The sequence below is a fragment of the Paenibacillus jepli genome (assembly GCF_047238105.1).
GTDB lineage: Bacteria > Bacillota > Bacilli > Paenibacillales > Paenibacillaceae > Paenibacillus_D.
Genome location: NZ_JBDFMD010000001.1, coordinates 186,803 through 212,269 on the forward strand (window position 1 = coordinate 186,803; position 25,467 = coordinate 212,269).

General features: G+C 53.2%; 29 protein-coding genes. 13 read left to right on the top strand and 16 right to left on the bottom strand.

The window, feature by feature from the left end:
* Positions 1-14: 14 nt before the first annotated feature.
* Entirely contained in the window at positions 15-1,397 is a 1,383-nt protein-coding gene (locus ABC336_RS00885; protein WP_413236859.1) for an FAD-dependent oxidoreductase, read from the bottom strand.
* Between the two features lie 116 nt (positions 1,398-1,513).
* On the opposite strand from ABC336_RS00885, the gene ABC336_RS00890 reads away from it, so the two are divergent.
* Positions 1,514-2,323: a helix-turn-helix domain-containing protein gene (locus ABC336_RS00890; RefSeq protein ID WP_413236860.1), complete on the top strand. Its 810-nt coding sequence runs from the start codon at positions 1,514-1,516 to the stop codon at positions 2,321-2,323.
* 99 nt (positions 2,324-2,422) lie between these two features.
* On the opposite strand, the gene ABC336_RS00895 is transcribed toward ABC336_RS00890, so the two are convergent.
* From ABC336_RS00895 to ABC336_RS00910, 4 genes are all read right to left on the bottom strand, one after another.
* On the bottom strand, positions 2,423-2,620 hold the full coding sequence (locus ABC336_RS00895; protein ID WP_413236861.1) for a tautomerase family protein: 198 nt from the start codon (positions 2,618-2,620) through the stop codon (positions 2,423-2,425).
* A 99-nt stretch (positions 2,621-2,719) separates the two neighbouring features.
* Positions 2,720-3,517, bottom strand: a complete 798-nt coding sequence (locus tag ABC336_RS00900; protein ID WP_413236862.1) for an arsenite methyltransferase — start codon at positions 3,515-3,517, stop codon at positions 2,720-2,722.
* A 24-nt stretch (positions 3,518-3,541) separates the two neighbouring features.
* On the bottom strand, positions 3,542-4,600 hold the full coding sequence (locus tag ABC336_RS00905) for an NAD(P)-binding domain-containing protein (RefSeq protein WP_413236863.1): 1,059 nt from the start codon (positions 4,598-4,600) through the stop codon (positions 3,542-3,544).
* A 56-nt stretch (positions 4,601-4,656) separates the two neighbouring features.
* Complete coding sequence (locus ABC336_RS00910) at positions 4,657-5,106, bottom strand: MarR family winged helix-turn-helix transcriptional regulator (RefSeq protein ID WP_413236864.1); 450 nt, start codon at positions 5,104-5,106, stop codon at positions 4,657-4,659.
* A gap of 205 nt (positions 5,107-5,311) precedes the next feature.
* Here ABC336_RS00910 and ABC336_RS00915 point away from each other — a divergent pair, with 205 nt between their 5' ends.
* The 7 genes from ABC336_RS00915 (at position 5,312) to ABC336_RS00945 (ending at position 10,927) form a co-directional block, all read left to right on the top strand.
* Positions 5,312-5,767, top strand: a complete 456-nt coding sequence (locus ABC336_RS00915) for a MarR family winged helix-turn-helix transcriptional regulator (RefSeq protein ID WP_413236865.1) — start codon at positions 5,312-5,314, stop codon at positions 5,765-5,767.
* 57 nt (positions 5,768-5,824) lie between these two features.
* Complete coding sequence (locus ABC336_RS00920; protein WP_413236866.1) at positions 5,825-6,385, top strand: DUF2703 domain-containing protein; 561 nt, start codon at positions 5,825-5,827, stop codon at positions 6,383-6,385.
* Positions 6,386-6,547: 162 nt separating this feature from the next.
* Positions 6,548-7,138, top strand: coding sequence for a TetR/AcrR family transcriptional regulator (locus ABC336_RS00925; protein WP_413236867.1), 591 nt, complete (start codon positions 6,548-6,550; stop codon positions 7,136-7,138).
* Positions 7,139-7,194: 56 nt separating this feature from the next.
* Positions 7,195-8,559, top strand: coding sequence for an MFS transporter (locus ABC336_RS00930; RefSeq protein ID WP_413236868.1), 1,365 nt, complete (start codon positions 7,195-7,197; stop codon positions 8,557-8,559).
* The gene (locus ABC336_RS00935; protein WP_413236869.1) at positions 8,553-9,110 is read left to right on the top strand and encodes an NADPH-dependent FMN reductase; all 558 of its coding nucleotides are present in this window, start codon (positions 8,553-8,555) and stop codon (positions 9,108-9,110) included. The genes ABC336_RS00930 and ABC336_RS00935 overlap by 7 nt, the downstream gene beginning before the upstream one ends.
* Positions 9,111-9,263: 153 nt before the next feature.
* Positions 9,264-9,599 (top strand): ArsR/SmtB family transcription factor, encoded by a 336-nt coding sequence (locus ABC336_RS00940; protein ID WP_413236870.1) that lies wholly within the window; start codon positions 9,264-9,266, stop codon positions 9,597-9,599.
* On the top strand, positions 9,596-10,927 hold the full coding sequence (locus ABC336_RS00945; RefSeq protein WP_413236871.1) for an alpha/beta fold hydrolase: 1,332 nt from the start codon (positions 9,596-9,598) through the stop codon (positions 10,925-10,927). The genes ABC336_RS00940 and ABC336_RS00945 overlap by 4 nt, the downstream gene beginning before the upstream one ends.
* Positions 10,928-11,091: 164 nt before the next feature.
* On the opposite strand, the gene ABC336_RS00950 is transcribed toward ABC336_RS00945, so the two are convergent.
* Positions 11,092-11,970 carry an RCC1 domain-containing protein gene (locus ABC336_RS00950; protein WP_413236872.1) on the bottom strand — a complete coding sequence of 293 codons (879 nt, stop codon included), beginning with the start codon at positions 11,968-11,970 and terminating at the stop codon, positions 11,092-11,094.
* On the bottom strand, positions 11,936-12,157 hold the full coding sequence (locus ABC336_RS00955; RefSeq protein WP_413236873.1) for a hypothetical protein: 222 nt from the start codon (positions 12,155-12,157) through the stop codon (positions 11,936-11,938). Before ABC336_RS00955 ends, ABC336_RS00950 begins: the two co-directional genes overlap by 35 nt.
* Before the next feature lie 153 nt (positions 12,158-12,310).
* Here ABC336_RS00955 and ABC336_RS00960 point away from each other — a divergent pair, with 153 nt between their 5' ends.
* Positions 12,311-13,048, top strand: coding sequence for a MerR family transcriptional regulator (locus tag ABC336_RS00960; protein WP_413236874.1), 738 nt, complete (start codon positions 12,311-12,313; stop codon positions 13,046-13,048).
* Position 13,049: 1 nt separating this feature from the next.
* On the opposite strand, the gene ABC336_RS00965 is transcribed toward ABC336_RS00960, so the two are convergent.
* Positions 13,050-14,183: a serine hydrolase domain-containing protein gene (locus ABC336_RS00965; RefSeq protein WP_413236875.1), complete on the bottom strand. Its 1,134-nt coding sequence runs from the start codon at positions 14,181-14,183 to the stop codon at positions 13,050-13,052.
* Between the two features lie 152 nt (positions 14,184-14,335).
* Positions 14,336-17,116 carry a glycoside hydrolase family 3 C-terminal domain-containing protein gene (locus ABC336_RS00970; protein WP_413242405.1) on the bottom strand — a complete coding sequence of 927 codons (2,781 nt, stop codon included), beginning with the start codon at positions 17,114-17,116 and terminating at the stop codon, positions 14,336-14,338.
* A gap of 199 nt (positions 17,117-17,315) precedes the next feature.
* On the opposite strand from ABC336_RS00970, the gene ABC336_RS00975 reads away from it, so the two are divergent.
* The gene (locus ABC336_RS00975; RefSeq protein WP_413236876.1) at positions 17,316-17,906 is read left to right on the top strand and encodes a YdeI/OmpD-associated family protein; all 591 of its coding nucleotides are present in this window, start codon (positions 17,316-17,318) and stop codon (positions 17,904-17,906) included.
* Here the strand turns inward: ABC336_RS00975 and ABC336_RS00980 are convergent.
* The 6 genes from ABC336_RS00980 to ABC336_RS01005 form a co-directional block, all read right to left on the bottom strand.
* Positions 17,903-18,187 carry a hypothetical protein gene (locus tag ABC336_RS00980; RefSeq protein ID WP_413236877.1) on the bottom strand — a complete coding sequence of 95 codons (285 nt, stop codon included), beginning with the start codon at positions 18,185-18,187 and terminating at the stop codon, positions 17,903-17,905. The two genes, ABC336_RS00975 and ABC336_RS00980, sit on opposite strands and share 4 nt — an antisense overlap.
* Before the next feature lie 305 nt (positions 18,188-18,492).
* A complete protein-coding gene (locus ABC336_RS00985; RefSeq protein WP_413236878.1) occupies positions 18,493-19,254 on the bottom strand; it encodes a hypothetical protein in 762 nt (253 codons plus the stop codon).
* Positions 19,247-20,173 carry an ABC transporter ATP-binding protein gene (locus tag ABC336_RS00990; protein ID WP_413236879.1) on the bottom strand — a complete coding sequence of 309 codons (927 nt, stop codon included), beginning with the start codon at positions 20,171-20,173 and terminating at the stop codon, positions 19,247-19,249. Before ABC336_RS00990 ends, ABC336_RS00985 begins: the two co-directional genes overlap by 8 nt.
* Before the next feature lie 143 nt (positions 20,174-20,316).
* Positions 20,317-21,009 carry a response regulator transcription factor gene (locus ABC336_RS00995; RefSeq protein ID WP_413236880.1) on the bottom strand — a complete coding sequence of 231 codons (693 nt, stop codon included), beginning with the start codon at positions 21,007-21,009 and terminating at the stop codon, positions 20,317-20,319.
* Between the two features lie 2 nt (positions 21,010-21,011).
* On the bottom strand, positions 21,012-21,941 hold the full coding sequence (locus tag ABC336_RS01000) for a sensor histidine kinase (RefSeq protein WP_413236881.1): 930 nt from the start codon (positions 21,939-21,941) through the stop codon (positions 21,012-21,014).
* Between the two features lie 152 nt (positions 21,942-22,093).
* Positions 22,094-23,020: a ketopantoate reductase family protein gene (locus ABC336_RS01005; RefSeq protein WP_413236882.1), complete on the bottom strand. Its 927-nt coding sequence runs from the start codon at positions 23,018-23,020 to the stop codon at positions 22,094-22,096.
* 167 nt (positions 23,021-23,187) lie between these two features.
* Here ABC336_RS01005 and ABC336_RS01010 point away from each other — a divergent pair, with 167 nt between their 5' ends.
* A complete protein-coding gene (locus ABC336_RS01010; protein WP_413236883.1) occupies positions 23,188-23,787 on the top strand; it encodes a TetR/AcrR family transcriptional regulator in 600 nt (199 codons plus the stop codon).
* A gap of 60 nt (positions 23,788-23,847) precedes the next feature.
* On the opposite strand, the gene ABC336_RS01015 is transcribed toward ABC336_RS01010, so the two are convergent.
* Positions 23,848-24,501 (bottom strand): DUF998 domain-containing protein, encoded by a 654-nt coding sequence (locus tag ABC336_RS01015; protein WP_413236884.1) that lies wholly within the window; start codon positions 24,499-24,501, stop codon positions 23,848-23,850.
* Between the two features lie 168 nt (positions 24,502-24,669).
* Here ABC336_RS01015 and ABC336_RS01020 point away from each other — a divergent pair, with 168 nt between their 5' ends.
* Both ABC336_RS01020 and ABC336_RS01025 read left to right on the top strand, forming a co-directional pair.
* On the top strand, positions 24,670-24,825 hold the full coding sequence (locus ABC336_RS01020) for a hypothetical protein (protein WP_413236885.1): 156 nt from the start codon (positions 24,670-24,672) through the stop codon (positions 24,823-24,825).
* A gap of 10 nt (positions 24,826-24,835) precedes the next feature.
* Entirely contained in the window at positions 24,836-25,456 is a 621-nt protein-coding gene (locus ABC336_RS01025; protein WP_413236886.1) for a zf-HC2 domain-containing protein, read from the top strand.
* The last annotated feature ends 11 nt before the right edge of the window (positions 25,457-25,467 follow it).

The following is a 25,467-nucleotide window of genomic DNA, read 5'->3' on the forward strand; positions in this document are numbered from 1 at the left end:
CAGCCGGTCAACATCTACAAAATAATAGATCCGCCTGCATGCAGCTGCTTGCGCAGTTCACCGACCGGGACCTCCCGGGGGGACAGGGATCGATGCAGCGCCAAGTATGCTGCCACACCTGCAGCTTCGCCGGTCTGATTCATATTGACCATGACCCGCACGCCCCCGAATGCTTCGTCATCGACATCGATCATCCGGCCGGCGACGATCACATTTGCATAGGGCCCCTTCGGCAGCAGGCTGCGGTACGGAATCTGATAAAATGTCGGATTCTCCTGCAGCTCGCCGCGCCATCGGCCGATCTCATGAGGATGGCCCGGCCTCACGTAGACTTGCACACCGTCGAGATACTTAAAGGTCAGACCCGGCTTGTCCTGATGGTGTATATCGACGCGATAGCTGCCATAGGCGATCGCATCGTCGAAGGGATGGCCGAGCAGCACTTCATCTCCGCTAAGCCGGTATAAGCAATCGATATGCCGCGTCTCGCGCGTCCCGATATAAGAGGGCAGCGACACGAGCGAGATCCGATTGTCAGGACCATACTTGCGGATCAGATCCATCACTGCTCGCACCTGTCTGCGTCCTTCGATCTCCGCTGCAGTGAGCTGCTCGCCGTCTGCGCTGTTTGCATGGTACACCCTTGTACCCGCATACATGTAGACGTCCTTCGTTCCCGGCACGTGGCGCCCCCAGCCAAAGCCCTCCGGCAGCTGAAACTCCTCGCGATGCACGAGTCTTGCCTCCTGCAGGTCGAGCCCGATCAGCTGATCATTGCCCGTCACATCATCCTGCATCTCCCCGCTGGCCCCCCAGCCGCTGATCTTCGCGCATGTCGTCGACGGTTGAAAATGGGAGGATACGCGATGATCAAGCCCTAATCTTGCACATAGATCGCCGTCCCCCGTCGCATCGATAAAGACGCTTGCGCGGATTGCGCCGCGACCCGACTTGTTCTCTACGATGACGGCTTGCAGTTCACCGTCCTTCACATAAGGCGAGACAAACGATGTATGGAGATATGCCTTGACTTGATTCTCCACGATCAATTGATCGAGTTCGATTTTGAGCTCCTCGGTATTCAGGACATAACCGACAGAGTGACTCTTCTCCTCTGCCTTCACCGCGCTAAGCCGCTGCAGCCGCTCGATCGTCTCCCATGTCATGCCTGCGATGATCTGCTTAGAGAATTCCGTATCGTACAGCGAATGCCAGATGTTCACAAGTCCCGACGTCGCAACTCCGCCGAATGCATTCTGCTTCTCGACGATGACCACCCTCGCCCCCATCCTCGCCGCTCGCACAGCGGCGAATACACCTGTACAGCTGCCTCCCAGTACGCATATATCTGCTTCGTGATAGACAGGCACTTCCCTTGCCGATTCATGGATAACCATGGCTGCAACACTCCTCTATTCATTTATTATCAGTATAGAGGGTTTGAATTCCTTAATCCATGCATTATAATTCATTATGATATATACTTTTTTTCATTTTGGAGGTGGGTTGCACGATGCCATATCCCTCGCCCTGGGAACACAAGGCGCTTGTCGTTCGGCACCATTACTATGATGGCAAGCCTTCGTTCGAACGAGAGACCGATACGTACGAGCAGTGGTCGGCATTTGCCGTGGAGGACGGTGAATTCGAGTATCGGATCGGCCCCGAGGAGGGCCGCGCCACTGTAGACGAGATTCTCGTCTGCCCGCCAGGTATCCCGTTTCACCGGTACACTGCACGACCGATCTCCTTTCATTACTTCCTGTTCCATTGGGTAGACGACAACGGCCAAGCGTCCACCGACCAAGACTACGCGGAACCCGCACACCTCAGATTCGATTCGGCAGAGCGGCTGCGCGCCACGCTGGCAACGATTCGACCGCCTGCACTCGCTCCGCACCCGGCCTACCGGCAATGGCTAAACCATATACTGCTCGATCTGTTCCGTCAGCATGCGATGGAGCAGCTTGTACCCGCGCTGCCGGAACGCTGCGCAGGGCAGGATCCGCGTATGGAAAAAGCGCGCCGCATGCTGGATACCGCATGCGACGCACCTCTGTCTGTCGGTTCGGTCGCCGAGGCTCACGGGATGAGCGCAGTACAGTTCACTCGCCGATTCCAGCAGGCCTACGGCGTGACACCATCCGCCTATATCGAGTCGATCCGGCTGGGCAAGGCGCGCCACCTGCTTACCCATTCCTCACTCACGATCGAGCAGGTCGCGCTTGCATGCGGCTATTCCAACGGCTTTTACTTTTGCCGTGTATTCGCAAACAGATTACATATGCCTCCGTCCGAATACCGCAATATGCATCGCATCTGACAGAGTCTGACAAAGCTCGCTTCCCCCGTCTCATCGGACGAGTGAGCAATCGCCATCGTCCGAAGGCGCACGTATGCATATCGCGGATCACCCGCGACTCTACGACAGCTTCTTGTAATCATCAGTTAGCATGCCTGAGTATCCCCAGTTTTCGTCGTCGATTTCCTGGATCACGATATGCGTGTGCTCAGGCTTCTTACCCAGTACCTTGCCCAGCGTTTCTGTAAACTCTTGAACGATTTGAGCTTTTTGCTCGCGCGAAGCACCTTTTGTAATTTGCAGATTAATATACGGCATGCCGCACCTCCGAAAGTGATCTTGCTTATTCTTCATCCATCAGGACATCTGGTCTATTTCGTTAACGGAGCAAAATTCTCCCTCTTGACAAGATTGTGCTTAGGGTTTTATAGCTTGGATTACGGCAGAAACGATATAGTTTTCAATCTGCTGTCCAGGGACCCATTCTTTAATAAATGATCTCGATTCATCCTTCGGCTCAACTACAACTTCTCGAAACCCGCTTTGGATTAACATTTGCTTGACTTCATCCACTGATGAGGCGCCTGAAATGCAACCGGTATACAGTTGGTCCAGGTCCTGCTTGATAGGCTCAGGCAGCTCGGCAGTCGTCACAACGTCGGATATCGCCACCCGACCGCCAGAGTGCAGCACGCGGTACGCTTCATCGAATACACGTTGCTTGTCTGGAGAAAGATTGATGACACAATTGGACATGATGACGTCCACTGACTGATCCGGAACGGGCAAATATTCAATCTCTCCTAGCCGGAACTCCGTATTGGCGAAGCCTCCTTTTTCCGCATTACGCCGAGCACGGCTTATCATGTCTGGTGTCATATCTACACCGATGACGCGTCCCGTCTCCCCGACTTGCCGGGAAGCAAGGAAACAATCAAATCCCCCGCCGCTGCCCAGATCCAATACCACTTCGCCCGGCTTCAATGCAGCAATCGCTTGGGGATTGCCACAACCCAGTCCAAGGTTCGCACCATCCGGCACGGACTTAAGCTCTTCGGATGAATACCCCATTTGAGATGAAGTGCTCGTGGTCGAACTCGCCAAGCTTGAGTCCGGTATACAGCACGATGCGGTTTCCATGTCTTGAACAGCGATTTCTTTGTAACGACTCCGCACCTGTTGACGGATTTGATCTTTGCTGACCTCATGACGCATAATGCAATCACTCCTTTAATAATTTTACGAGAATTGAAGGTAGCGTCTTAGATGGCGAACGACGTATGTTGCATCCGGCCCCACCCCCCTTAAGGTGGCAGAAGCAAAGGAGCGCTGAGCTTCCAAGCCCATATAGTACAGCCCCGGTACGGTCTGGCTAATGCCCGCCGTATGCAATGGCCTTCCTTCCCCGTCCAATGCCCCCATCTCCTGTAAGTACGTCAGTCCTGGACGGTATCCGGTAGCAAAGATGACCGTATCCACCTTCTCCTTCGAACCATCCGGCCAAACAACGCCGTTTTCGTTAAACGCAACGAACATAGCCCTTTGATCGGGCTTGCCTGCTTCCAATTTCGCTTTGTAGTCACCTAAATCAACTGCGCCCGTGGGGATCGGTGCTTGTTTTCCGAAGCGCCAGAATTGAAACGCATCTAAGCCAATAGCCCTGACCCAAAAGTGCAAGTCAATGCCAAGCACTTTCTGATTTACCAGCTGCACAGGCTGCAGGACGGCTAAGGATGTATGGCTGCTCTCGGCCAGTTCCACCGCAATTTGAACGGCTGAATTTCCTCGCCCGACCACCAACACGCGTTGATCCTTGTAACGATCCGGACTGCGATACGCGGAGGAATGGAGCACTTCCCCTTTAAAAACCTCTCTCCCCGTAATGTTCGGAGTAAACGGATTATGAAAAGATCCGGTGGCGTTAATGATCGCTTTTGTCTGATAAACGTCCCCTGCCTCCGTATGAATCGTAAACCCGTCGCCCTTCTCGATCCGGATGACCCTTTGATTCGTCTGAATCGGCAAGTCGTAGGTTTTAGCATAATTTTTTAAATATTGAATGACCTCATCCCGTAAGGGGTAATGAGTCCTTTTACCTTGCATTTTCAACCCCGGCAGGGACGAGAGCTGTGCGGGGGAAAAGAGCTTCAAACTGTCGTAAAAATGTGGCCATGACCCGACTGCCTCTCTATTTGCTTCCAAAATCAAAAACCGCAGCTTCTTCTTTTTTAAGTAATATCCGGAAGCAAGCCCCGCTTGCCCTCCTCCGATCACAATGACATCCCACTTTGTACTCATTGAAATTATCAACCTCCCGATATTAATTGCATTTTGCAAGTATTAGAAAAAAGGAATCACCCCACAGGGGGCATACAGCATGTTCCGGACTTCGCCATGGCGTCATTGAGAAGCTTGATGGAACGAATAACCGTCTCTTTTTCAAATTCGTTCATATGGGAGAATATCTCGTTCAAGTACGACTTCATTTGCTCATCAATGGTGGTCGATACAAACTTCCCTTCCGTAGTTAGAGAGAGGATCGATACTCTGCGATCATTCGGATCGGGCGTTTTCTGCACCAGGCTCATTTTGATCAGCGATTGAATCTGCCTGCTGAACGTAGTAATATCCGTCCCGAGAGCTTCGGCTACCTGCTGGATCGATGGGTGATGCTGACGATCAATCTCATAAAGAATATGGCTGTGGATTAACGAAATATCTGCACCACCAATCGAACAACAATATTTATCAAGAAAACCGAATCTTCGCGTCATGATCTGGAATAAATCTCTGACATTGTCCATGTGCTTCACCTCATGCCATTGCTGTATCTGTTTATATCCTAGATCTTTTAATTGCAAATAGCAAGTAAAATTTGTGGCTGTTCAATGATTATATCTACGCGTGCAAAACGATTGGTTAATCAAAAAGGGCATCATTGACATGGACTACAGGCATCGATATAATGTTGATTGAGTCAACTATTATTGACAGGGAGAAGGTGAACCTATGCCGATTGATTCTCAAGTTCAAGAACTAACTAAACTCCTCTATTCTCTTGGCGATCTGTTGAGACATCAAGAACAGGAGCAACTGTGTTGTTATGACGTTACCACTTCCGAGTGCCGGGCCCTTAGTTACTTAAAGCAGACAGAACATAACGTAACGATGAATGAACTTGCGGAAAAATTGGCTTTAACCCGAAGCGGAGCTACGCGAGTAATCGATAAGTTGTCTAATAAAGGATATGTCATCCGATTGACTGACTCCATTGACAAACGTGTGTGCTGCATTGTTCTTTCTCAAGAGGGCACCAAGTTAATCGACCGTATCGAATCAGAAGTGCTTGCCTATCACCAGCAAATTCTCATGAAACTAGATCCCGCTATGCGGCAAGTAGTTATTGCTTCTCTCCAGGCATTGCAAAGCACTGTTCAACAGGTGCAAAGAAATATTGGGAAATAGTACCTTTCATCTGTATAATAGTTGACTCAATCAATTAAATTCGGAGGAGGTTCCCTAATGAGTGAAAACAGTTCCCAGTGTGGATGTACTCCGCTCCCAAAACCAGCAAAGGCTCAAAGGCGTGTTATCGAGGTGCAATTCCTGGAATTGGATATGACTCTCATAGACTCATCGAGCTGCAATACATGCTTGAGTGTGGAGGATCAGATCCATCAACTGCTCGCTGAGCTTCAGCCAGTGCTTCGCAGGGTCGATACAGACATCAAGTTTGAAAAGACATTAGTCACGGATGTGGAGCAGGCCCAGACACTGCGGTTTAAGGCGTCGCCAACGATCCGCATTGGCGGATTCGATATGATTCCGACGAAAGGTGATCTATTGGGTTTAGGAGAACGATATTGGGAATGGGAAGGAGTTCTATACCCCTCGCCCCCAGCCGCCTTATTCATCGACGCTGTATTGCGCGCCTATGTGGATAGTCATGCTATGGCCGATACAACAACTGATCCTTATCACATGCCTGAGAACCTAAAAGATTTCTTTGCCAAGCTTTCCGGCAGCTCCAAGAGCGGCGGCTGTGACTGTTCTTCACCAACTAGAGTAAACCCAACGGCTTAATCGCGCCTCCACGCTCGTTCTTGTTCATGCAGCGCAGCGGCGGATTCCACCGCTGCGCTCTTTGCACCCGAGCTCCACATAACTGCAAGTTGACAAAGGGATTCAACTTGGCATATACTGATGTCAGTAACCACTGACACACCTTTGAATGGAGGAAATGATATGCCAGTAGACTCCCCCTCCGACACCTCCGATAAGATTATGCTTGCCGCAATCGATCTGATGGCAGACAAAGGCTATAACGGGGTGACGACGCAAGAGATTGCCGAGCAGGCTGGATTCAGTGAGAAAACATTGTTCCGACATTTTAAAAGCAAACAGAATCTGCTCGAGTCTGCCTTCACGCGATTTCATTATGCCGAAGAGATGAAATCACTGTTCGAGAACGAACTGGTATGGGATCTGTATTCCGATCTATTGTTGATAACCGAGCGATACCATCACATTATGTACCGCAATCGGAAATTGGCTATGATCTCTATCAAGGATGGCGGCAATCTTCCCGGCTTTCGCGAACGAACGCATAAGCATCCCCAGCAGTTGAAAGCTCTCTTGACGGAGTATTTCAACCGCATGATTCGTGAAGGCAAGATGATTCCGTCAGATCCCGACATGAAGGCGCTGGCGTTTATATATATGAATTATGGCGCAGCTATGGGCAGGATGCACAATGATCCGTTGCTGCGAAGCATTCCGTTTGAAAAGCTCATAGAGGATGAAGTAAAGTTGTTTACCAGGGCTTTAACGCCCTGATTATTTTTATTCTAAACGTCAGTTAGTACTGACAGTCAGAACGGGGAGTGAAAACAATGGAAACGACCGCTTCATCACAGGATCGGACAAAAGATAAGTTAATGTACGTAGTGATGACTACTCTAGCTTTGTCGGCCATGAGCGTATTGATGTTTAGTCTCGTGCTTCCGCAGATCCGCGACGAGTTCTCCGTGACGAATGCGCAGGTCAGCTGGGTCACCTCCGCGTATACATTAATCTATGGTATTGGCACTGTTATTTACGGCAAGCTCGCCGATCGCTTCAAGCTCAAAAATTTATTGACCTTCGGCTTATTGTTATTCGCCGCCGGTTCTGTGGTCGGGTTGACAGCTCAGGCATTCTGGATGGTGCTAGCGGGCAGAGTGATTCAAGCCATGGGTGCAGCGAGCATTCCGGCTACTGCGATGCTTATCCCGCTTCGATACATCTCGCCGGAACGCCGGGGGGCAGCCCTGGGTACGGCGTTTATGGGGCTAGCGATCGGCAGCGCTCTTGGACCTGTACTATCTGCCTTTGTTCTCAGTGCACTTCACTGGAAATGGCTGTTCTGCTTTCCCTTCTTATTATTGTTCACGCTGCCCTTCTATCGTAAATATTTGGACAACGATGAAGTGGCACCAGGCAAGCTGGATTGGCTGGGAGGCGGACTGCTTGCGGCAACAGTGACGTTCTTCATGCTTGCTGTGACAACCAGCACGGCATGGTACGTCATCGGAGGTGTAATTGCCTTGACGCTTTTTATAGCGAGAATCCGATCCTTTGCCTTCCCCTTTGTGGCACCCGGTTTGTTCCGCAACACCAAATATACCCTTACCCTTACTATCGCTTTTCTGATTAGCGGAATCGGATTCTCGGTCCACTTTCTTAGCCCCCTCATGCTAGCGCAAGTTAATGAGCTTTCCCCGGCCTGGATCGGATTCGCATTGGTCCCGGGGGCTGTAGTATCGGCCATTTTCGGGAGGAAGGGAGGCAAGATTGCAGATAAACGCGGCAATGCCTACCTGCTTTATATCGCTGGCGCATTGATGATTACTTGCTTTGCTTTGTTGTCGACTCTCATCGGCGCACCTGCCCCATTCATCGCGCTGATCTTGATTCTGGGTCATGTTGGATCCACGTTTGCCATGATTGCCATGTCGAATGCAGCTTCCCTGACCCTGTCAAAAGAACTCGGCGGCGTAGGGATGGGACTGCTCAGTATGATGAATTTTATCGCTGGATCAATGGCTGCAGGGGCATACGGCAGTTTCATTGACTTGGAGCAAGTGAAGCCTTGGAATCCGGTCAACGGGTTTGAGGGTGGAGCCATTTACAGCAATATCTTCCTTGTGTTGGTCGTCGCATGTGCCGTGACCGTTTCGATTTACTACTACTTTTTCAGGAGGAATGCAGCATGTTGAAAATTGGAATTATTATTGGCAGCACACGTCCGGGTCGCGTTGGAAAAGTCATCGCCGAGTGGGTATACGATCTCGCAAAGCACCGCACCGATGCTGAGTTTGACATTGTCGATATTGCCGATTTTAGTTTGCCGCTTCTTGATGAACCTTTGCCTGCGGCATTTGGCACCTATGAGAAGCCACATACCGTTGCCTGGTCGAAGAAAATTGACGCCTATGACGGATATATATTTGTCGCAGCCGAATATAACCATTCCATATCCGCCGCCTTGAAGAATGCGATCGATTACTTGTACCGCGAGTGGAACAATAAAGCTGCAGGAATCGTAGGCTACGGTGCAGGGAATGGCGCCAGTGCAGCGGAAAGCTTGCGAATGATTCTTGCCGAACTGCAAATTGCAGACGTTCGAAATCAGGTGAAGCTATCGCTCCATACCGATTTTATCGCCTTCGAAACGTTTCAACCGGCCCCCCATCAAGAGAAGTCGTTATACGGAATGCTGGATCAGTTGATATCTTGGAGCAAGGCGATGAGGACAGTAAGAAGCTAGCTGACTGACTGTCATACAGAAAGGCGGAACACTGGAAGCTCCGAAGCTGATTTAAATTTGCCGATGCATGCTTCCCTATCTTAGGAAAGATGCATCGGATTTTTTTGGATATATACATTGACACGTATATTCGTTTTCATGTATATTAAGAACATGACCACGACATCATTGCAAATGACACTTTTCACTATGGCTGAGCCTAACCGCTTTAACATTGTTGAACTCCTAAGGCATGGCCCGCGCTCAGTAAACGAAATTGTGCAAGCCCTGAACCTTGGGCAGCCCCAGGTGTCTCGCCACCTTCGGATCTTAAGCGAAGCCGGGCTGGTGCATTCCCGCACCAAAGCACAGCAGCGAATATATAGTCTCGAAGCCGCACCTTTCCAGAAGCTGGATGAGTGGTTTGACTCCTTCAGTATCCTTTGGGAAGAACGTCTGGATCAATTCGAGAGCTATATGCTCGACAATGAACGAAAGGAGAAATCATGACAGCTGCCTTCAACCAAACCAAGATCTATAAAAACCACGAGCGCCGTGAGCTCACTGTGGAACGTGTGGTAGCGATGTCTCCCAAGCTGGCTTGGGAGGGGTGGACCAACTCTGAGCACGTCTCGCGCTGGTGGGGACCCAAACGCTGGACCACAACCATCCACGAGATGGATGTCCGACCCGGAGGCGTATGGCGATATAGTCTCCGTCCGAACGACGGCGTCGGCGACACAGCTTACTGCAGGGCGGTGTATCAGGAAGTCATCCAACCTGCCAGACTCGTCTACGTCGATTCATTCGCCGACAAAGATTGGAACATAATCCAAGATAGTGAGATGTACACGACCATATTATTTGAACCTCTGGGCGCTGACACCAGCATCAGTATTGTCACCCGATTCGCAAGCGCTCGTGATCTGGAAAATGCCGAAGCTATGGGCATGATCGAAGGGTTTACCGATGCATTTGACAGATTGGAGAAATATCTTACAAATTTAGGAGGGTATATGAACACTATTATCTCAAAAGACGGAACAACTATTGCCTACGAAACATCCGGAAGCGGTCCTGCGGTCATCCTCGTCTCCTCTGCCAATGCCGATCATCAGGATGCCAAGCAGCTCGCCGAGCACCTCTCCAGCCAGTACACTGTCTACAACTACGATCGTCGCGGTCGCGGCCAGAGCTCGGATACACCGCCCTATGCCGTGCAGCGTGAAATCGAAGACATCGATGCCTTAATCACGGAAGCCGGCGGTCGCGCTTATGTCTTCGGAAGCTCCTCGGGTGCGGTGCTCGCTCTCGAAGCCGCCAGCCGCTTGGGTGACAAAATCGCCAAGCTGTTTATGTACGAACCGCCATTCATCATCAATGACAGCCGCCAGCCTGTCCCGGGCGATTATGTTCAACAGCTGAACACCCGGATCGAAGCCGGCAAACGGAGCGAAGCCGTAGCATATTTTCTCTCCACAGCCATCGGGATCCCCGGAGAATTCATCGCCTTCATGCAAGCTGATCCCTCCTGGCAGCACATGGAGAGTCTTGCCCATACGCTTGCCTATGACGGGATCATCATGGGCGATACGCAATCGGGTCAACCCTTGCCTGCCGACCGCTGGCGCGTAGAGGTTCCCACGTTGGTCATGACCGGCGAGAGCAGCGAGCCCTATTTCCAGGAGGCTGCACAGGCCCTTGTCCAGCTATTGCCTGCCGCCGCTCACCAGGTGCTGCCCGGTCAAGATCATTCTGCTGTCATGATGGCCTCCGACATCCTCGCTGAGCGCATCATTGCTTTTTATCAAAGCAAAACACTGGAGAAACAATCGTAACGATAGGGCTGTGCGAGTGGGCTGGAAACCGGTAGAATTGTTATACTAATGCAAAAGGAAGCCCCCAAGGGGCTTCCTGAAACTACCATACCCAAAATAATAAACCCTGCAATTTTCATCATCTTCCCCCTAAAAAACATATGAACCAAGAAGTCAACTTAGATTCACAATAGCCAGCCGCCCACCTCACACTGACCGTAGCTATTATCTCCAACAGCGACCACTGTGCCGTCCGATCGAAGTCCTAGCGTATGAGCGCAACCTGCAGCGACCGCAACAATATCATGCCAGCTGCCAACATTGCATTGGCCATGATCATTACGCCCTACAGCCGTCACCGTGCCGTCTGCTCTTAAGCCGACCGTGTGCTGGCTTCCCGTCGCTATGGCCACTATATGACGCCAGCCGTTCACCTCACATTGGCCTTCCTGATTGCGCCCCACGGCAACCGCAGAACCATCCGCTTGCAGGCCGGCAGTATGCAGATAACCCGCCCCTACCGCAACAATCTCCCGCCAGTCGTCCACCTGACATTGACCATACCGATTATTGCCTGCTGACTTTACCGACCCGTCCGAGCTGACGCCGACAGTATGCCAATCCCCTGCCGCTACAGCCACTATATCACGCCAGCCATTCACCTCGCATTGGCCTTCCTTATTGCGCCCGACGGCGACCACTGTGCCATCCGCTCTCAGACCGACAGAACGACGCCAGCCCCCTGCCACTGCGATAATCCCGCGCCATTCGTTAACCTCGCATTGGTTATCTTTGTTCCAACCGGCTGCGACTACCGTGCCGTCCGCTTGGAGGCCCAGAGTATGTGCATTCCCCGTGTTCGTAGCCATATGTACATTACCAACCGAAACGGCCTGGATATCGCACCAGTTGCTTACTTCACACTGACCATAGCTGTTATCGCCCGCAGCCACCACCGTGCCATCCGGTTTAAGGGCAATGCTATGACGTCGTCCCGCTGCAAGGACAGGTTGAGGTCTCCGATGGGCATCATTCATTGGCTGGCACTTGCCGATCATGCTCATCGTGTTGTCGCAATTCCTTGGTGATCAATGTCGAAGACACCCGTAAGGCTTTAATCCGGTTTCTGAGCAGCGAATGCTGCGAGCTGCCTTCCGTCAACTTGAGTTGCGCTTTCTCGCATTTGCTGATCAGCGAAGTGATGGCACGGAGCGATTCCTGCAGATCTCTTTTCGATATTTCTTCCACCATTCCTATAACCTCCTCTTCTTTTCAGCTCCATTGTATAACATAGGTGCAACGAGTAAGCTTTTCACCCTACTCATCCTGCAGACACAGGACTGGACTCGATCCAACCTTGCACCTATAGTATAATTTTCTGGATTCGAATAGGGAGGTGATAAGATGAGCATTCGCCCCATCGACCTGGCAAGACAGCTCGGTATCAGCACTACGACGTTGAGAGGTTACGAGGAACGAGGCTTGGTGCCGCCGGTTCCCCGTTCTCCTTCCAGCTACAGAGCCTATGACGACATGCATGTCGCGTATTTCCTATGCGTACGGGCCATGCTGCCGGCTTTTGACTTGACCTTCATCGCTGCAGTCCTCCGAGATGTGCAAGCGGGTCGTATCGATGCCGCATTATGGCTCGCCAATAAAGCCCAAGCGGATCTATGGCATGAGCGGCAGACCTATCACAAAACGGTGGATATTCTGCTGGACAAGTCATGGGATCCCGAGCCCTTGAACCCTATGAGTATTGGGGAAATAAGCAGTGAAACGGGAATCCCGGCGACGACCATTCGTTATTGGGAGAAGGCGGGGCTGATTACCCCGGAGCGGAATAGCGACAATGGCTATCGGATCTATACCGGTGCGCATCTCCGCCAGCTCCTGACCCTCAATGCGATCAAACTGTCGGTACGTACGCACCGGTTGAAGCATTTTCACCAGACCATGCAAGAAACCTATGCCGCTTTTGACTATACGAATGACGAAGAGATCGGAGCCTTTCTGGACAATATCCGGAGCCAGCTGGATCAGATGAACCGTATGCAGATCAGGAGCATCTCAGCACTGGATAAGCTATGCCGGCAGGTGGAGAGCGGTTGTTATGAGCCCTTCAAGCCAGCTATACCTTAACTTACATGCAGCTATACACCACATTCCGCAGCCGCCGGTGAACGAACGGCTCCTGATTGTTGATCAGATGCTGCGCATACATAACCGTAAGCTCGGACTCCGGATCAATGATGGCCAGGCAGCCTCCCATGCCGCTCCAGCCAAATTCGCCGAGCGGACTGAGCGAGCCGCTGCGGGCTTTGGAGATATGCGTGCGCACGCCCAAGCCATAGCCATAGCCTGCAAAATGAGGCCAGTTGAAATCACTGCGTGTCTGCTCGTTCAGATGGTCAGTCCGCAGCAGGTCTACGGAAGCCGCAGAGAGGATGCGTACGCCCTCCGGACTTGTGCCGCGCCCGGTCAATGCGTTCAGGAATAAGGCGTAGTCGCTCACAGTAGACAACAGTCCCGCTCCGCCGCTCTCGAGTTCGGTCCCGACGCGGAACCCGTTGCCATCCTGGCGCTCGGTGTTTCCCGTCTCGCCATCGTACCTGTATTGGGGCACCAGTCGCACCTGCTGCTCGGCGGTCAGCTCGAATGCCGTATCGTCCATGCCCAGCGGTCCAGTGATCTCGTCGCGCAGGTAGGTGCTGAATCGCTTGCCGCTCACGACCTCCACCAGCGCACCCAGCACATCGTGACACATGCTGTAATTCCACTTCGTTCCCGGCTCGAACAGGAGCGGCTCCTTGGCCAGCGCCCGCGCAAACTCGCGCGTCGGCAGCGTGCCGTTGCTGAGCTTGATCGCTTCCTGGAAGCTCGGCGCGCCGATATCATATGAGAACCCGGCCGTCATCGTGAACAGGTCGCGCACCGTCATGACGGAGGCGGCTCTCTCCAGCGTGCTCTCTCCGCCTGGCAGCTCCTTCTTGACCAGCATGTCGGCGTATTCCGGCAAGTAATCCGACACCGGGTCGCTCAGCAGCATCTGCCCCCGCTCCACAAGCTGCAGTCCGGCGACGCAGGTCATGATCTTCGTCATCGAATAGAGATGGAAGATCGCGCCCTCCCCGATCGGGGTGCTCTCCTCAAGATTGGCATAGCCGTTACGGTAACGGAATACGTTTTCATTGCGATGCATGACCAGCACCTCGGCCCACGGGATCCGCCAGGCTGTGATGCGGTCAATAAACGAAACAAGCGGTTTAAAATCCATTCGGCTACCATCCTTTAGTATGTAGTAGGTAAGAATTTCCTGCTTACTCTTACTATAATCGCATCTACATGGCTTGAACAGTCCTTTTTCTGCGCATAATGGTTAACCAAAACAATGCCCGGGGACTAACACCCCGGGCTCATTCCGCAATGCTATTCCTTCCTAAACGCCACCCACTCGATCTCCAGGCCCGGCTTCACAAAGTCCAGCTTCATCTCGTATAGTCCTTCTTCCAGCTCGACCTTGCCCAGGCGCTGCTGCAGCCAGCGCCCTTCGGTGCCGCTCGTCTGGACTGTCGTGAGCAGCTCACGGTTCAGATAGACGTTGCACGCGCACTGTGCCCAGCGGATCGCGTCGGACTTCACTCTAACAACGAGACGATAGATGCCCGCTTCATCCACGCGTACATAGACGGGCTCCTTCTCAGATGGACGCACCTGGCCTTCATCCGCAAGCGACTGTACCGCCGCTGGCGCAATAACACGATCTGCCGCCACCCGCGGCGCTGGTTCCTCCGTCTGCGGCTCGCGGGCAAACACCGGCGCTGCCATGAGGAAGCGGCAGATATTGATCGCTGACCGCTGCAGCTCGCCGCGCGTGAGCTCGCCGCTCGACAAGGCTTGGATCGTATTGTCGTCCATCACATTGAACTGGGCGCCATAGTTCTGTACGACCATGTACAGGTCGTTCTGCGCACGCACCATAGCTGCCGTGTTCTTCTCATCGTGCTGGCCGCCATGGACCGGATCGTTCATCTTGGCCCACCAGTCCGTCATGACGATGCCCGTGAAGCCCCATTCCCCCCGCAGGATGGTCGTATTCAGATCGTAGTGGGAAGCCGACCAATGACCGTTGATCGGATTGTACGCCGTCATGATGCAGTTGGCCCCGCCGTCCTTGACTGCGATCTCGAAGCCGCGCAGATAGATCTCGCGGAGCGCCCGCTCGGAGACGACGGCGTTGGCATAGTGCCGCTGGTGCTCCTGATTGTTGCAGGCAAAATGCTTGAGCGTGGCATTGGAGCCGCCCTTCATGATGCCGCGCACGGAGGCGCTGGCCATTACACCCGTGAGCAGCGGATCCTCCGAGAAGTACTCGAAGTTGCGCCCGTTGAGTGGATGGCGGCGGATATTCATCCCTGGTCCGAGCAGGGCGTCGATGCGGTAATCCACCAGCTCCTGACCTTCCATCACATAGAGCGCCTCCACCAGCTCCAGGTTCCAGGTGGCTGCCAGCAAGGTGCCGATCGGCACCTGCGTTGCCTGATGACCGCTGTCCATCCGGATGCCGGACGGACCGTCGGCCGTACAGGCAATCGGCACGCCGTAATGCTGCAGCTGCTCCGTCACCCCGCCGAATGCCGATGCCGTCCCCGGCGTGACGAGCGGACTGCTCATACCTTCGCCCCTGACCAGCGCGGCGAGATCCTCATCCTCCAGTTGGGCGACGAAGGTCTCCAGACTAACCTTGCCTTCGTGCACATCTTTAAGCTTAAGTCCCTGGTCGCCAGTCGGCTCCAGCCCGGCCGGCATGCCGGCGCGGATCCGCTCGGCCAGTGACACCTGACGTCTCGGCACCTCGCTGTAGGTCAGCTCATAGGTGCCGTCCGTCTTGCGCACCCCGGGTACGAGACGGGTAAACGTATGGGTCGGCGCCATCGCCTCCTGCAGCTGCTCCACAACCCTCAGCGTCTTGACTTCATAGCCTTCCCGTCCATCCAGCTTTACGCTTGCCGCATCGCGCACACTGCTACCGACATAGACCCGGTAGACCCCTGCTTCCAACACATAGGCCGACCGGTGGCCGGTCACACCGCTGTCATCATAGGATGCCAGTGCATTTACCGCGAAGCGGATGGTCACCTGCTCCGAAGCGCCAGGCTGCAGTTCTCCGGTTTTGGCGAATCCGACGAGTACGCGGGCTGGCTTGCCCAGCTTGCCCTGCGGTGCTTCTACATAGGCTTGGACAACCTCTTTTCCGGCATACGTCTTCCCCGTATTGGCCACTGATACTACGAGCTCGATCCGGTCACGGCCCGCTTCCCGGACGATCCGGCCAGCTTCAGGTTTGATGACGAATGTGGTGTACGACAAGCCATAGCCAAACGGATACTGGACCTTGTCCGGGCAAAAGGTCTCGAAGTAGCGGTAGCCGACGTAGATATCTTCTTCATACAGATTCTGCGTATCGCTGCCGTAGTTGCCGGCAGCGGGATAGTCTTCGATGGAAAAGGCGATCGTATCGGTCAGCTTGCCGCTCGGCGTCACATCGCCAGCGAGCAAGTCCGCGATAGCATTACCACCCTCCATCCCGCCCTGCCAAGCGTAGATGACACCCTGGATCGGGTGGGCATGCGACTCGTCCGAGAGCCAGCTCATGTCGATGATATTGGAGACGTTAAGCACGACGACTGTACGTTCAAAAGCAGCTGTCACCGCACGAAGCATCGCCTGCTCTTCAGGTGTCAGCAGGTAGCTGCCAGGCGAGGCGGCATTGTCCTGGTCTTCGCCCGCCGTACGGCCGATGACGATGATCGCTTTATCCGAGCGGCTCCGGGCTTCCGCGACGATCGAATCCGTCAGTGGCATCTCCTGCTGATGCCACGGCTCGGCCGCCCACGCGCCGCCGCCGTTATCGAACGGGTTCTCCTTGATCCACGCTTCGTAGACAGCTGCGAGTTCCTCATTGACCTGAACACCCGCCTTACTGCGCAAGCCATTTAGCAGATTGGTCGTATATGCCACATTTACACTGCCGCCCGACCCCGTCCCGCTTCGGTAATAATCGATCTGCGAGCGGCCAAATACCGACACCCGCTCCCCGCTCTGGATCGGCAGAATCTGTTCTTCATTTTGGAGCAGCACAGCTCCTTCTGCAGCCGCCTTGCGGCTAAAGTCCGCAAAGGCTTGCGAAGGAACTGGTTGATTCGTCATTTGCATCCTAAACCCTCCCATGAAATCTTTCGCACTTCATTCCATTGTAAAGGGTTTGGACTGCCGAAGACATAACAAAATTTATAGATCTTTGCTCTTTTGTTAAGGTTGACACGACACAAAATGGTGTCCTATAATCATATCGCACCACCTGTGTTTGATCATACATACAGATCTGCTGATAAGGAGCGTTCAATAGATGACAACGAAACGGAATCCCAAAGTAGACGGATTTATGAGGAAGGCCAAAGCGTGGAAAGCAGAATTCGAAGCCTTGCGCGACATCGTCCTTGACTGTGATCTGACCGAGGATGTCAAGTGGATGCATCCCTGTTATATGTACGAGGGTAAAAACGTTGTCTTGATCCACGGCTTCAAAGAGTACTGTGCGCTGTTGTTTCACAAAGGCGCCTTGCTCAAAGATCCACACGGGATCCTGATTCAGCAAACAGAGAATGTACAGGCTGCCCGACAGCTCCGGTTCACGAGTCTGCAGCAGATCGATGAGATGCAGTTGATCATTAAAGACTATATAGATGAAGCAATTGAAGTCGAAAAAGCCGGCTTGCAGGTGGAGTACAAGCCGCACGACGAATATGTCATACCAGAAGAGCTGGAAAACAAGTTCGTGGAGATCCCGGAATTGAAAACCGCCTTCGAAGCCCTGACGCCGGGACGCCAGCGGGCGTACATCTATTATTTCTCACAGCCCAAACAATCCAAGACCCGCGATTCCCGGATCGAGAAATATCTGCCGCAGATTATGGATGGCAAAGGGTTGAATGACTAGCGCCTGCGTGTCAGACGCGTGATCACGCCATATCCCAGACCGAATACGATGCCGGATGTAACGAAGAAAGCATGGAACAGCATCGATTCCGGAGCAAGCAGATTGCCCCCGCCGAACTGCGTCATAATGAAGGCTGTCGGCAGGACAAAAGTCAACGCGCAGCCTGCCGGATAGGACCATATTCGGACCAGTGGGGACTTCACTTTCCGCTGGATCGCATCACAGATGAGCAAGTTCAGCGGCCCCATGACAAACAGGAACGCAAGTGCGGACCATACCATAACCGCTCTCCAATCGCCGCCAAGCGTTTGTTCCCAAACCAGCCAAAGTGTTGCTTCATAGGCAAGGAAACCTGTCAGATATGAAATAAAACATATGATAATGATTAGCAAGGGTTTGATGGGTCTTCATCCTATCTTGGACCTGTATGCTTGTGGAGCCTCACCGGGGTTGCCCGGCATTACCAGCATACTCCACGCCTGCCCGTCCTTGTAGTTCTAACAATTGTAGAACCCCTTCATGCAGCAAGCCCCGGGCAAGTGATCCCGGGGCTTGCTTGATGCGATGTCTAAAGCAATATCATTTCTTACCGCAGATCCTCTTTCATCTTCAGACGGATACTAACCACAGTGAACAAGACAAGTGCAACCACACCTACGGCAATGCCATGCAGCGCATGTCCGTTATCCGAATAATCGCTATAAGTGACAATGCTATTTACCAACAGATAAGACGAAATATGCGGTAAACCAGCCAGCGATTCCAACACCGCCAATCCCATCCCGATAAGGTTGAATGACAAGACGATACCAGCGATCACTGCAGTCAGCAGACTGCGGACGAGGATCGTCAGGCAGAGCACCAGAGCGGTAAATCCCCAGTGCAGCACAAACTGGACGCCAAGCACACGGAGGAACAGACCGAGCTCGCCAAATTCGGTGTTATTGAAAAACCACCAACGGCTGGCCATATCCGAGAAGACAACCGCGGCCAGCAATAGCATTGTAAACACGCCTTGCACAGCGAGCTTGGCGAGCACCGAATAGACGCGTGCGCGGCGCATCGACATGTAGTTTTTGTAGAAGCCCGCTTGATACTCGCTCATGTAGAAGTACACGGTAAATACGCTCAGATAGATCAATACCCACGACGGAGCGGAAGAGGTTATGTATTGCAAAAATTGTCCTTCCGTCATCTCGTCTATTGCCATCCCCTGTACCGGCGCGGTCGGATATTGGCTCATCATGAAGATAGCGAACATATGAAACACGCAATAGACTAGGAGCAGAATAAGGGTTAGCCTGTTGCGGACAAAACGCCGCAAATCCATGCGCAGCAGGTTAAGCATGCGGCACATCCCCCTTACCCGTCCGTTCCAGAAAATACTGTTCCAGGCTTTGCTTGCGGGTGATCAGCGACCGCACCGGCACACCGGCGGCTACCAGCGCTTGATTGATCACCTGGTTCTCGATCTCGGTCTCGTGAATATGTATCGTATGCTGGTCGATCACTCGGTAATCTGCAATCTGCAGCTCCCTCTCCAGCACTGGCGACGCCGTGCTCGCATCTTCCACGACCAGCTCGATCCGCTCGCCGCACTGGGCCACCAGTTCTTCGCGCGTGAGCAGCTCGATGATCTCGCCGCCGTCGATAATTGCATAACGGGTCGCCACCTTGGAGAGCTCCTCGAGGATATGACTGGAGAGGATGATCGTCAGTCCCTCTTTGTTCAGGTCCAGGATCAGTCTGCGGATGTCCGCAATCCCCTGTGGATCTAGGCCGTTGATCGGCTCATCCAGGATCAACACATCCGGACTCCCGACCAGTGCCATCGCGATGCCGAGTCGCTGCTTCATCCCCATGGAATAATGCTTGACCTTCGTTTTCGCCTCTTCCTGCAGCCCTACCAGACGCAGCAGACGCTGGATCCTCTCGTCTCCATCACGAAGACCATAAGCCGTAGCCAGCAGACGCATATTTTCTCGTGCAGTAAAGCCCGGATACAAGCCGGCCTGCTCGATCAACAGTCCCATGCGGTCAAATATACCTTTATGTACGTCAGTGGATTGGCCAAATAAACGCACCTCGCCCTCCGTCCGATGGATCAGGCCGCCGATCAGCTTCAGCAGCGTCGACTTGCCTGCCCCGTTATGGCCGATCAGGCCAAAAATATCTCCTTGGGCTACACTAAGATTGACGTTGCGGAGCACGGTTTTGTTTTTATATCGCTTGTTAAGCTGCTTTAATTCAATGATCTCGCTCTTCATCGCTCTTCCTCCCTTACCCCTATCAGATTAACGTACAGGGACAAATAAAGCGCAAAGAAAAGGTTAAGCAAATATAAAGAAAGCGCCAGCCCTGGTATGTCATGAAGTTACATCTTCATGACCGTGTGCCCTGGCCGCGCGCTTCATGGATGGAGGCGAAACCCGATGCCCCACACCGTCTCGATATAATCTTCATCCGTGCAGCTGCGCAGCTTGGCCCGGATATGGCTGACATGCACATTGATCGTCTTGTCCTCGCCCAGATAGGTCTCGTCCCAGGCCAGCTCATACAGATCCCGCTTGCTGAATAAACGGGTCGGATGCTTCACGAGCAGCTCCAAAATGTTAAATTCGCGCTTTGTCAGCTGCAGCGGCGAGCCGTCAACAGACGCGGTAAACGCCTCGGCGTCGAGCAGCAGCCCCTTGTAAAGGCTAACGCGGCTCTCAGGCGGCTGCATGTAACGCTTCAGGTGTACCTGGATGCGGGCGATAAGCTCGGGCAGCGCAAACGGCTTTGTGACATAATCATCCGCGCCGAGGCTGAACAGATCAAGCTTGTGATCCAAGTGATCTTTGGCGGATAGGACGATCACCGGGACTGCGACGTGAAGCCCGGCTCTCATCTCCCGGATCAGCTGCTCGCCGCTCAGTCCGGGAAGCATCAGATCCAGAATCACGAGATCGTAGCGCTCACGCTCCATCCTGAGCTTGCCCTCCGTGCCCGAATAAGCTTGCGAGCAGCGAAAGGTTGCCGCCGTCAATCCCTCATAAACCATCGTATTAATATGTTCGTCATCCTCGATGATCAGCAGATGAGGCGCCTTTTCGGCTGCCATGTTCACTCCTCCTTTGTCCCGCGTTTGCCGGCTTCCGGTTTGCGAAAGCCGACGCGGATGACGAAACGGCCTTCCTGTAATTCGGCTTCTGTCGTCCCCTCCATCTTCTCCATCAAGGAGTGAACGATCGAGAGTCCGAGTCCGGTGGAATTAACCGTTCGCGCCGCATCTCCTTTATAGAAACGTTTGAAAACGTGCTCCATACGCGGTTCAGCTCCCGGCTTCAAACGGTTGGCGAATCGCAAGCTGACCACGTCCGGACCGTCCGTAAAGTCGACCTCGAGTTCTTCTGTTCCGTGCAGCAGGTAATTGCGAATCAAGTTGCCAAAAACCCGCTCCAGCGCCCTGCTGTTGGCCATCACCGGAACTGCTTGCTCCGGCAACGCCAGCCGGGGCTCCCGTCCCGACTGCACGAACTCGCCGTGGAACGACAGCAGGCTCCGCATCAGTTCGCCGGCTGCGTCGATCATCTGCAGATCCATGCGATACGCCGGATTCTGCAGCTTGGTATACAGGAACAACTCCTCTACCAGATCGATCATATGCCGCGTCCTTGTCTTCGCGAGCCCGACATACCGTATCTGATCCTGGGAATCCTGGGCTTGTCCGGCCAGCTGCAGGTAGCCATCTAACGATGTCAGCGGTGTGCGGATGTCGTGGGACAGGTTGACGATGGTGGCATTGATCTCCTCATGCCGCTGAGCTGACAAGCTGCGCAGCTGCCGCTGCTGCTCCAGCATCTCGTTGCATTTCCCCGACAGCAGCCTGATCTCCTGTGTGTGAAGCTGTGTCTCTACGAACTTGAAGGAATCATGCGTCACGATAAAAGCCAGCTGTTGGCCGATGTCCCTGATTTGGCGGCGGTAAACCAGCATATAGATCGTCTGGCCCGCAAGCAGAAATGCCAATATGATTGTAAGAGTAACCAGCATGAAGGCTCTCCTTCCGAAACGGGAGTACGCGCCGGCGGCACGATGCGAACGGGCAGCCGAACCTTCTGACACTTCCCGGTCATGGTGAACCCATCATATCATACTGTCTCAGGCAGTGACTATGCACGCCAACTTTTATGCTCTATGCTTCATTATATTTGGGCCAAGAACTCCCGCTCCAGCGCATCCCAATTGGGTGTGGGTACATCGGACTGCGCTCGCCAATCGGCAAAAGCGCGGTTCAGCGCCTCGAGTTCTGCCGAAGTTCCGTCTATCAACCCGCTTACGGGGAGACGGTAGAAAAGCTTTAATGCCCACCTCATCAGCGCTGGCCGTCCACTGATCCAGGCGGCTTGGGCAGCAGGTGTAAGCGGATATCCGACTGACTCCAAGACACGGAAGCCTTCATCCATGGCCGCAATCATTTGACGCAGCCGCTTGTCGTCGCCCGCGACCTTCTTCATCTGGAAGTTGTGGAACATCACGACGAAGTTCATGGGGACGACCAGCACCATATGATTTTTCAGCCAGGCATCGATCTGATCGTGGTAAGTAAGCTTGAACTTCGTATGCCGAAAGGCCTCATCCAACAGGCTCCGAAAAGGAACAGGTCCGTCCAGCGCGCCGATCACCATCTGCCCCTGGCCACCCCGGATGCACATGACTCGCCCGTGTTCACGCTTGCCTGCTATCGTCTTGAAGCCAAATACGACTTGCTTGGGGGTGCGGCTATGCTCTCGCAAGTAAGCCTGCATCGCATGAACATCCATATTGTTGCCTACGAGGATCACATGCTGGCTGGCATTGCCGGCTAAAGTCGGGAGCACCGATGCGAAGTCCGAATATTTCATAACGACAAAAATCAAGTCATAGATATCATCTGACTCCAGCGTACGGATGACGCGAACCGGATCGACCGTTGTTTTACGCTGGATATAGTGGCGGATGACGATCCCTTCCGCCTCCAGCTCCTCTGCCCGAGCTCCTCTTGCCAATACCGTCACGTCCATGCCGCCCCGCAACAGCACATGCGCCAGATAGCTCCCCTGCACGCCTGCCCCATACACCAATACTTTCATCCATCGCCTCTCCTTTAGTTCATTTAACAGATGTTGAATATCTAACAGCTGTTCACTATACTTAAGGTAGCATCGAACCGACGACAGGAGCAATCGCTAATGTCACGACGAATTGTTGAGTATTGAACAAAGAATACCTAATCTGTTCAAAAAGGAGCGGAAAACTGGTGGATCGTAGAATAGCAAGGTCGCGGCAGGCCATCATGGAAGCGTTCGTAGGGCTGATGAAAGAGATGGAGTTTGAGAAGATGACGATTCAGGCGATCGCGGATCAGGCCGATGTAAACCGGGGTACCGTGTACCTCCATTTTACAGACAAATATGACCTGCTGGAGCAGTGTGTCGAGACGTATCTACAGCTGCTTGTCAATAGTTGCACTCCGGATGGAGGACCCGAAGCGGAGCTTTCCCGGGACTTGCTGCTCCGCACATTCGAATATCTGGAACAACATGCGGCCATTTATACGATTCTTTTGACGAACAAGGGAATCCCGGCATTCCGGAACCGGATGACGGCGATCATCCAGACGAATATGGCAGTGGTCGTCGACCGACTCGACTTAGACACCAGTATCGGCAAAGATGTGCTGGCTCAATTTTTATCCGTCGCCGTTGTTGGCCTGCTGGAATGGTGGGTCGTCGAATCCATGCCCTATACCCCTGCCCAGATGGTGGATCAGATGACCAAAATCATGGAGGCAAACCTGAGGTTATGGCCTGTCTCTGTAGACATGGCGCACACCAAACAGCGGCTGCCCCAGACGTGATACGTCATAGAGCTGCCGCTTCATTGATGGTCATAACTTTGGCTCGTGACATAGTGGGTACTATAATCCGTTCCGCAATCGTACACAAAGAAGAGATACCCAGCCAAACACCACCATACCAGCGCATCCCATCATGACACCGATCCAGATGCCGGGGATCATACCCGCAGCAATAAGCAAAGGCGAGAGGATGCCTGTCGCAATGCAATAGCGCTGCCAGCGGCGATCTCTTATGGCGGCAAACCGCCGGGCCAGCACAAAACATGCCGCAACCAGACAGATGAAGGCCGCGAAAAAAGCAAACGAATGGATCGCCGCTGCGCTGCTCATCTCAGTAGGCATACCTTCCGGGGCACCCGGCGGAAAGCTCTGGCCTGGATCCGGCAGGAATAATCCGGCACCGATCATACCGAAGCCGTACAGCCCGATCAGCCACGGCGCCGCTATCCCTCCCTTGCCGCCTCGCAGCAGACTGCCTATGGCTAGCGCAGCCAACACCGCAAGTCCCCCTGTTACCACGAAGTTAGCACTCTGAATCCAACCCGCATCCCCCAGTGTCAAAGTACTGATCGCGTGACGCCGGATATCAAATCCTGTACGCGCGAAGGCCTGGACGATCGCGATGGCAAAAAACAAAGGCGCTGAAATTGCCCCTCCGAGCAGAAGCCAGCTGATCACCTGTTGATTTCTCTTCTGGACCCTTACCATTAACATCCCATTCTCCCTCTCTTTCATGGATTTTCTATAGGCTATCAATCGGCATCTATCCATACAACGAATGGGATGGCTTAGATTCGACACATGCGATACAATTTTTCAAAACACGTTGTAACGAAACGCCGTGATTTCGGATACATACTCTGAGGAGGTGAAGAAGCGGCTGTGGAATTGGAAGAGATCTACCGCAATCATGCCAACAGCGTATACCGGTATTTGCTTCGGTTGACACACGATGAGGATCTGGCGGAAGAACTGACCGAAGAGACGATTGCCGGGCGGTATATTCCATCCACTCGTATAACGGCAGCTGCAAGATAAGTGTGTGGCTGTGCCAGATCGCCAAGCATGTCTGGTATCAGGAGTTGGCCACATAGATGGATTGCTGAGTGCGGAGACAGATGAGGATATCCACCGGCACCTACAAGATTGCGATACCTGCCGGGCCCTGTACTCCAAGCTGACCGCTTCGAGTAGACAACCCGAGCTTCAATCAGACAAGAAAGAGATCGACTATCTGAAGAAGGTGCGCAAGAAAACCACAGGCAAAATCTCCGCTGCCTCAGCCGCGCTGCTGATTCTCTTTGGTGCCTTCACCTATTTTTGTGCGATCGGAGCCCCTGTCCAAGCCAAGGATCTCAACTATACAACCCGTGTGGTATGCGACGAGTGGCGCATGGACATCGAACTGACCAACGGCAAGGCGCTGCTGGTGCGGACGGAACCGATCTACGGAGAGGCCAATAGCTCTGGGATCCGCCCCGTTACCGGCATGATCGTCAAACCCTATGAGGTGTTCCCGTCCCCCCTTCTGGAAAGCGGCAATGATTCATTCATGTATGGCACTACCATTTCAAGCTTTAAGCATTTGTTTTCCGCATGGGGGACAGGGACGTTGTATTCAGCGCGGATAACTACGACCTTCATCCGCAATGAGTCGCCCTTAGATTAGACTGTTTGATA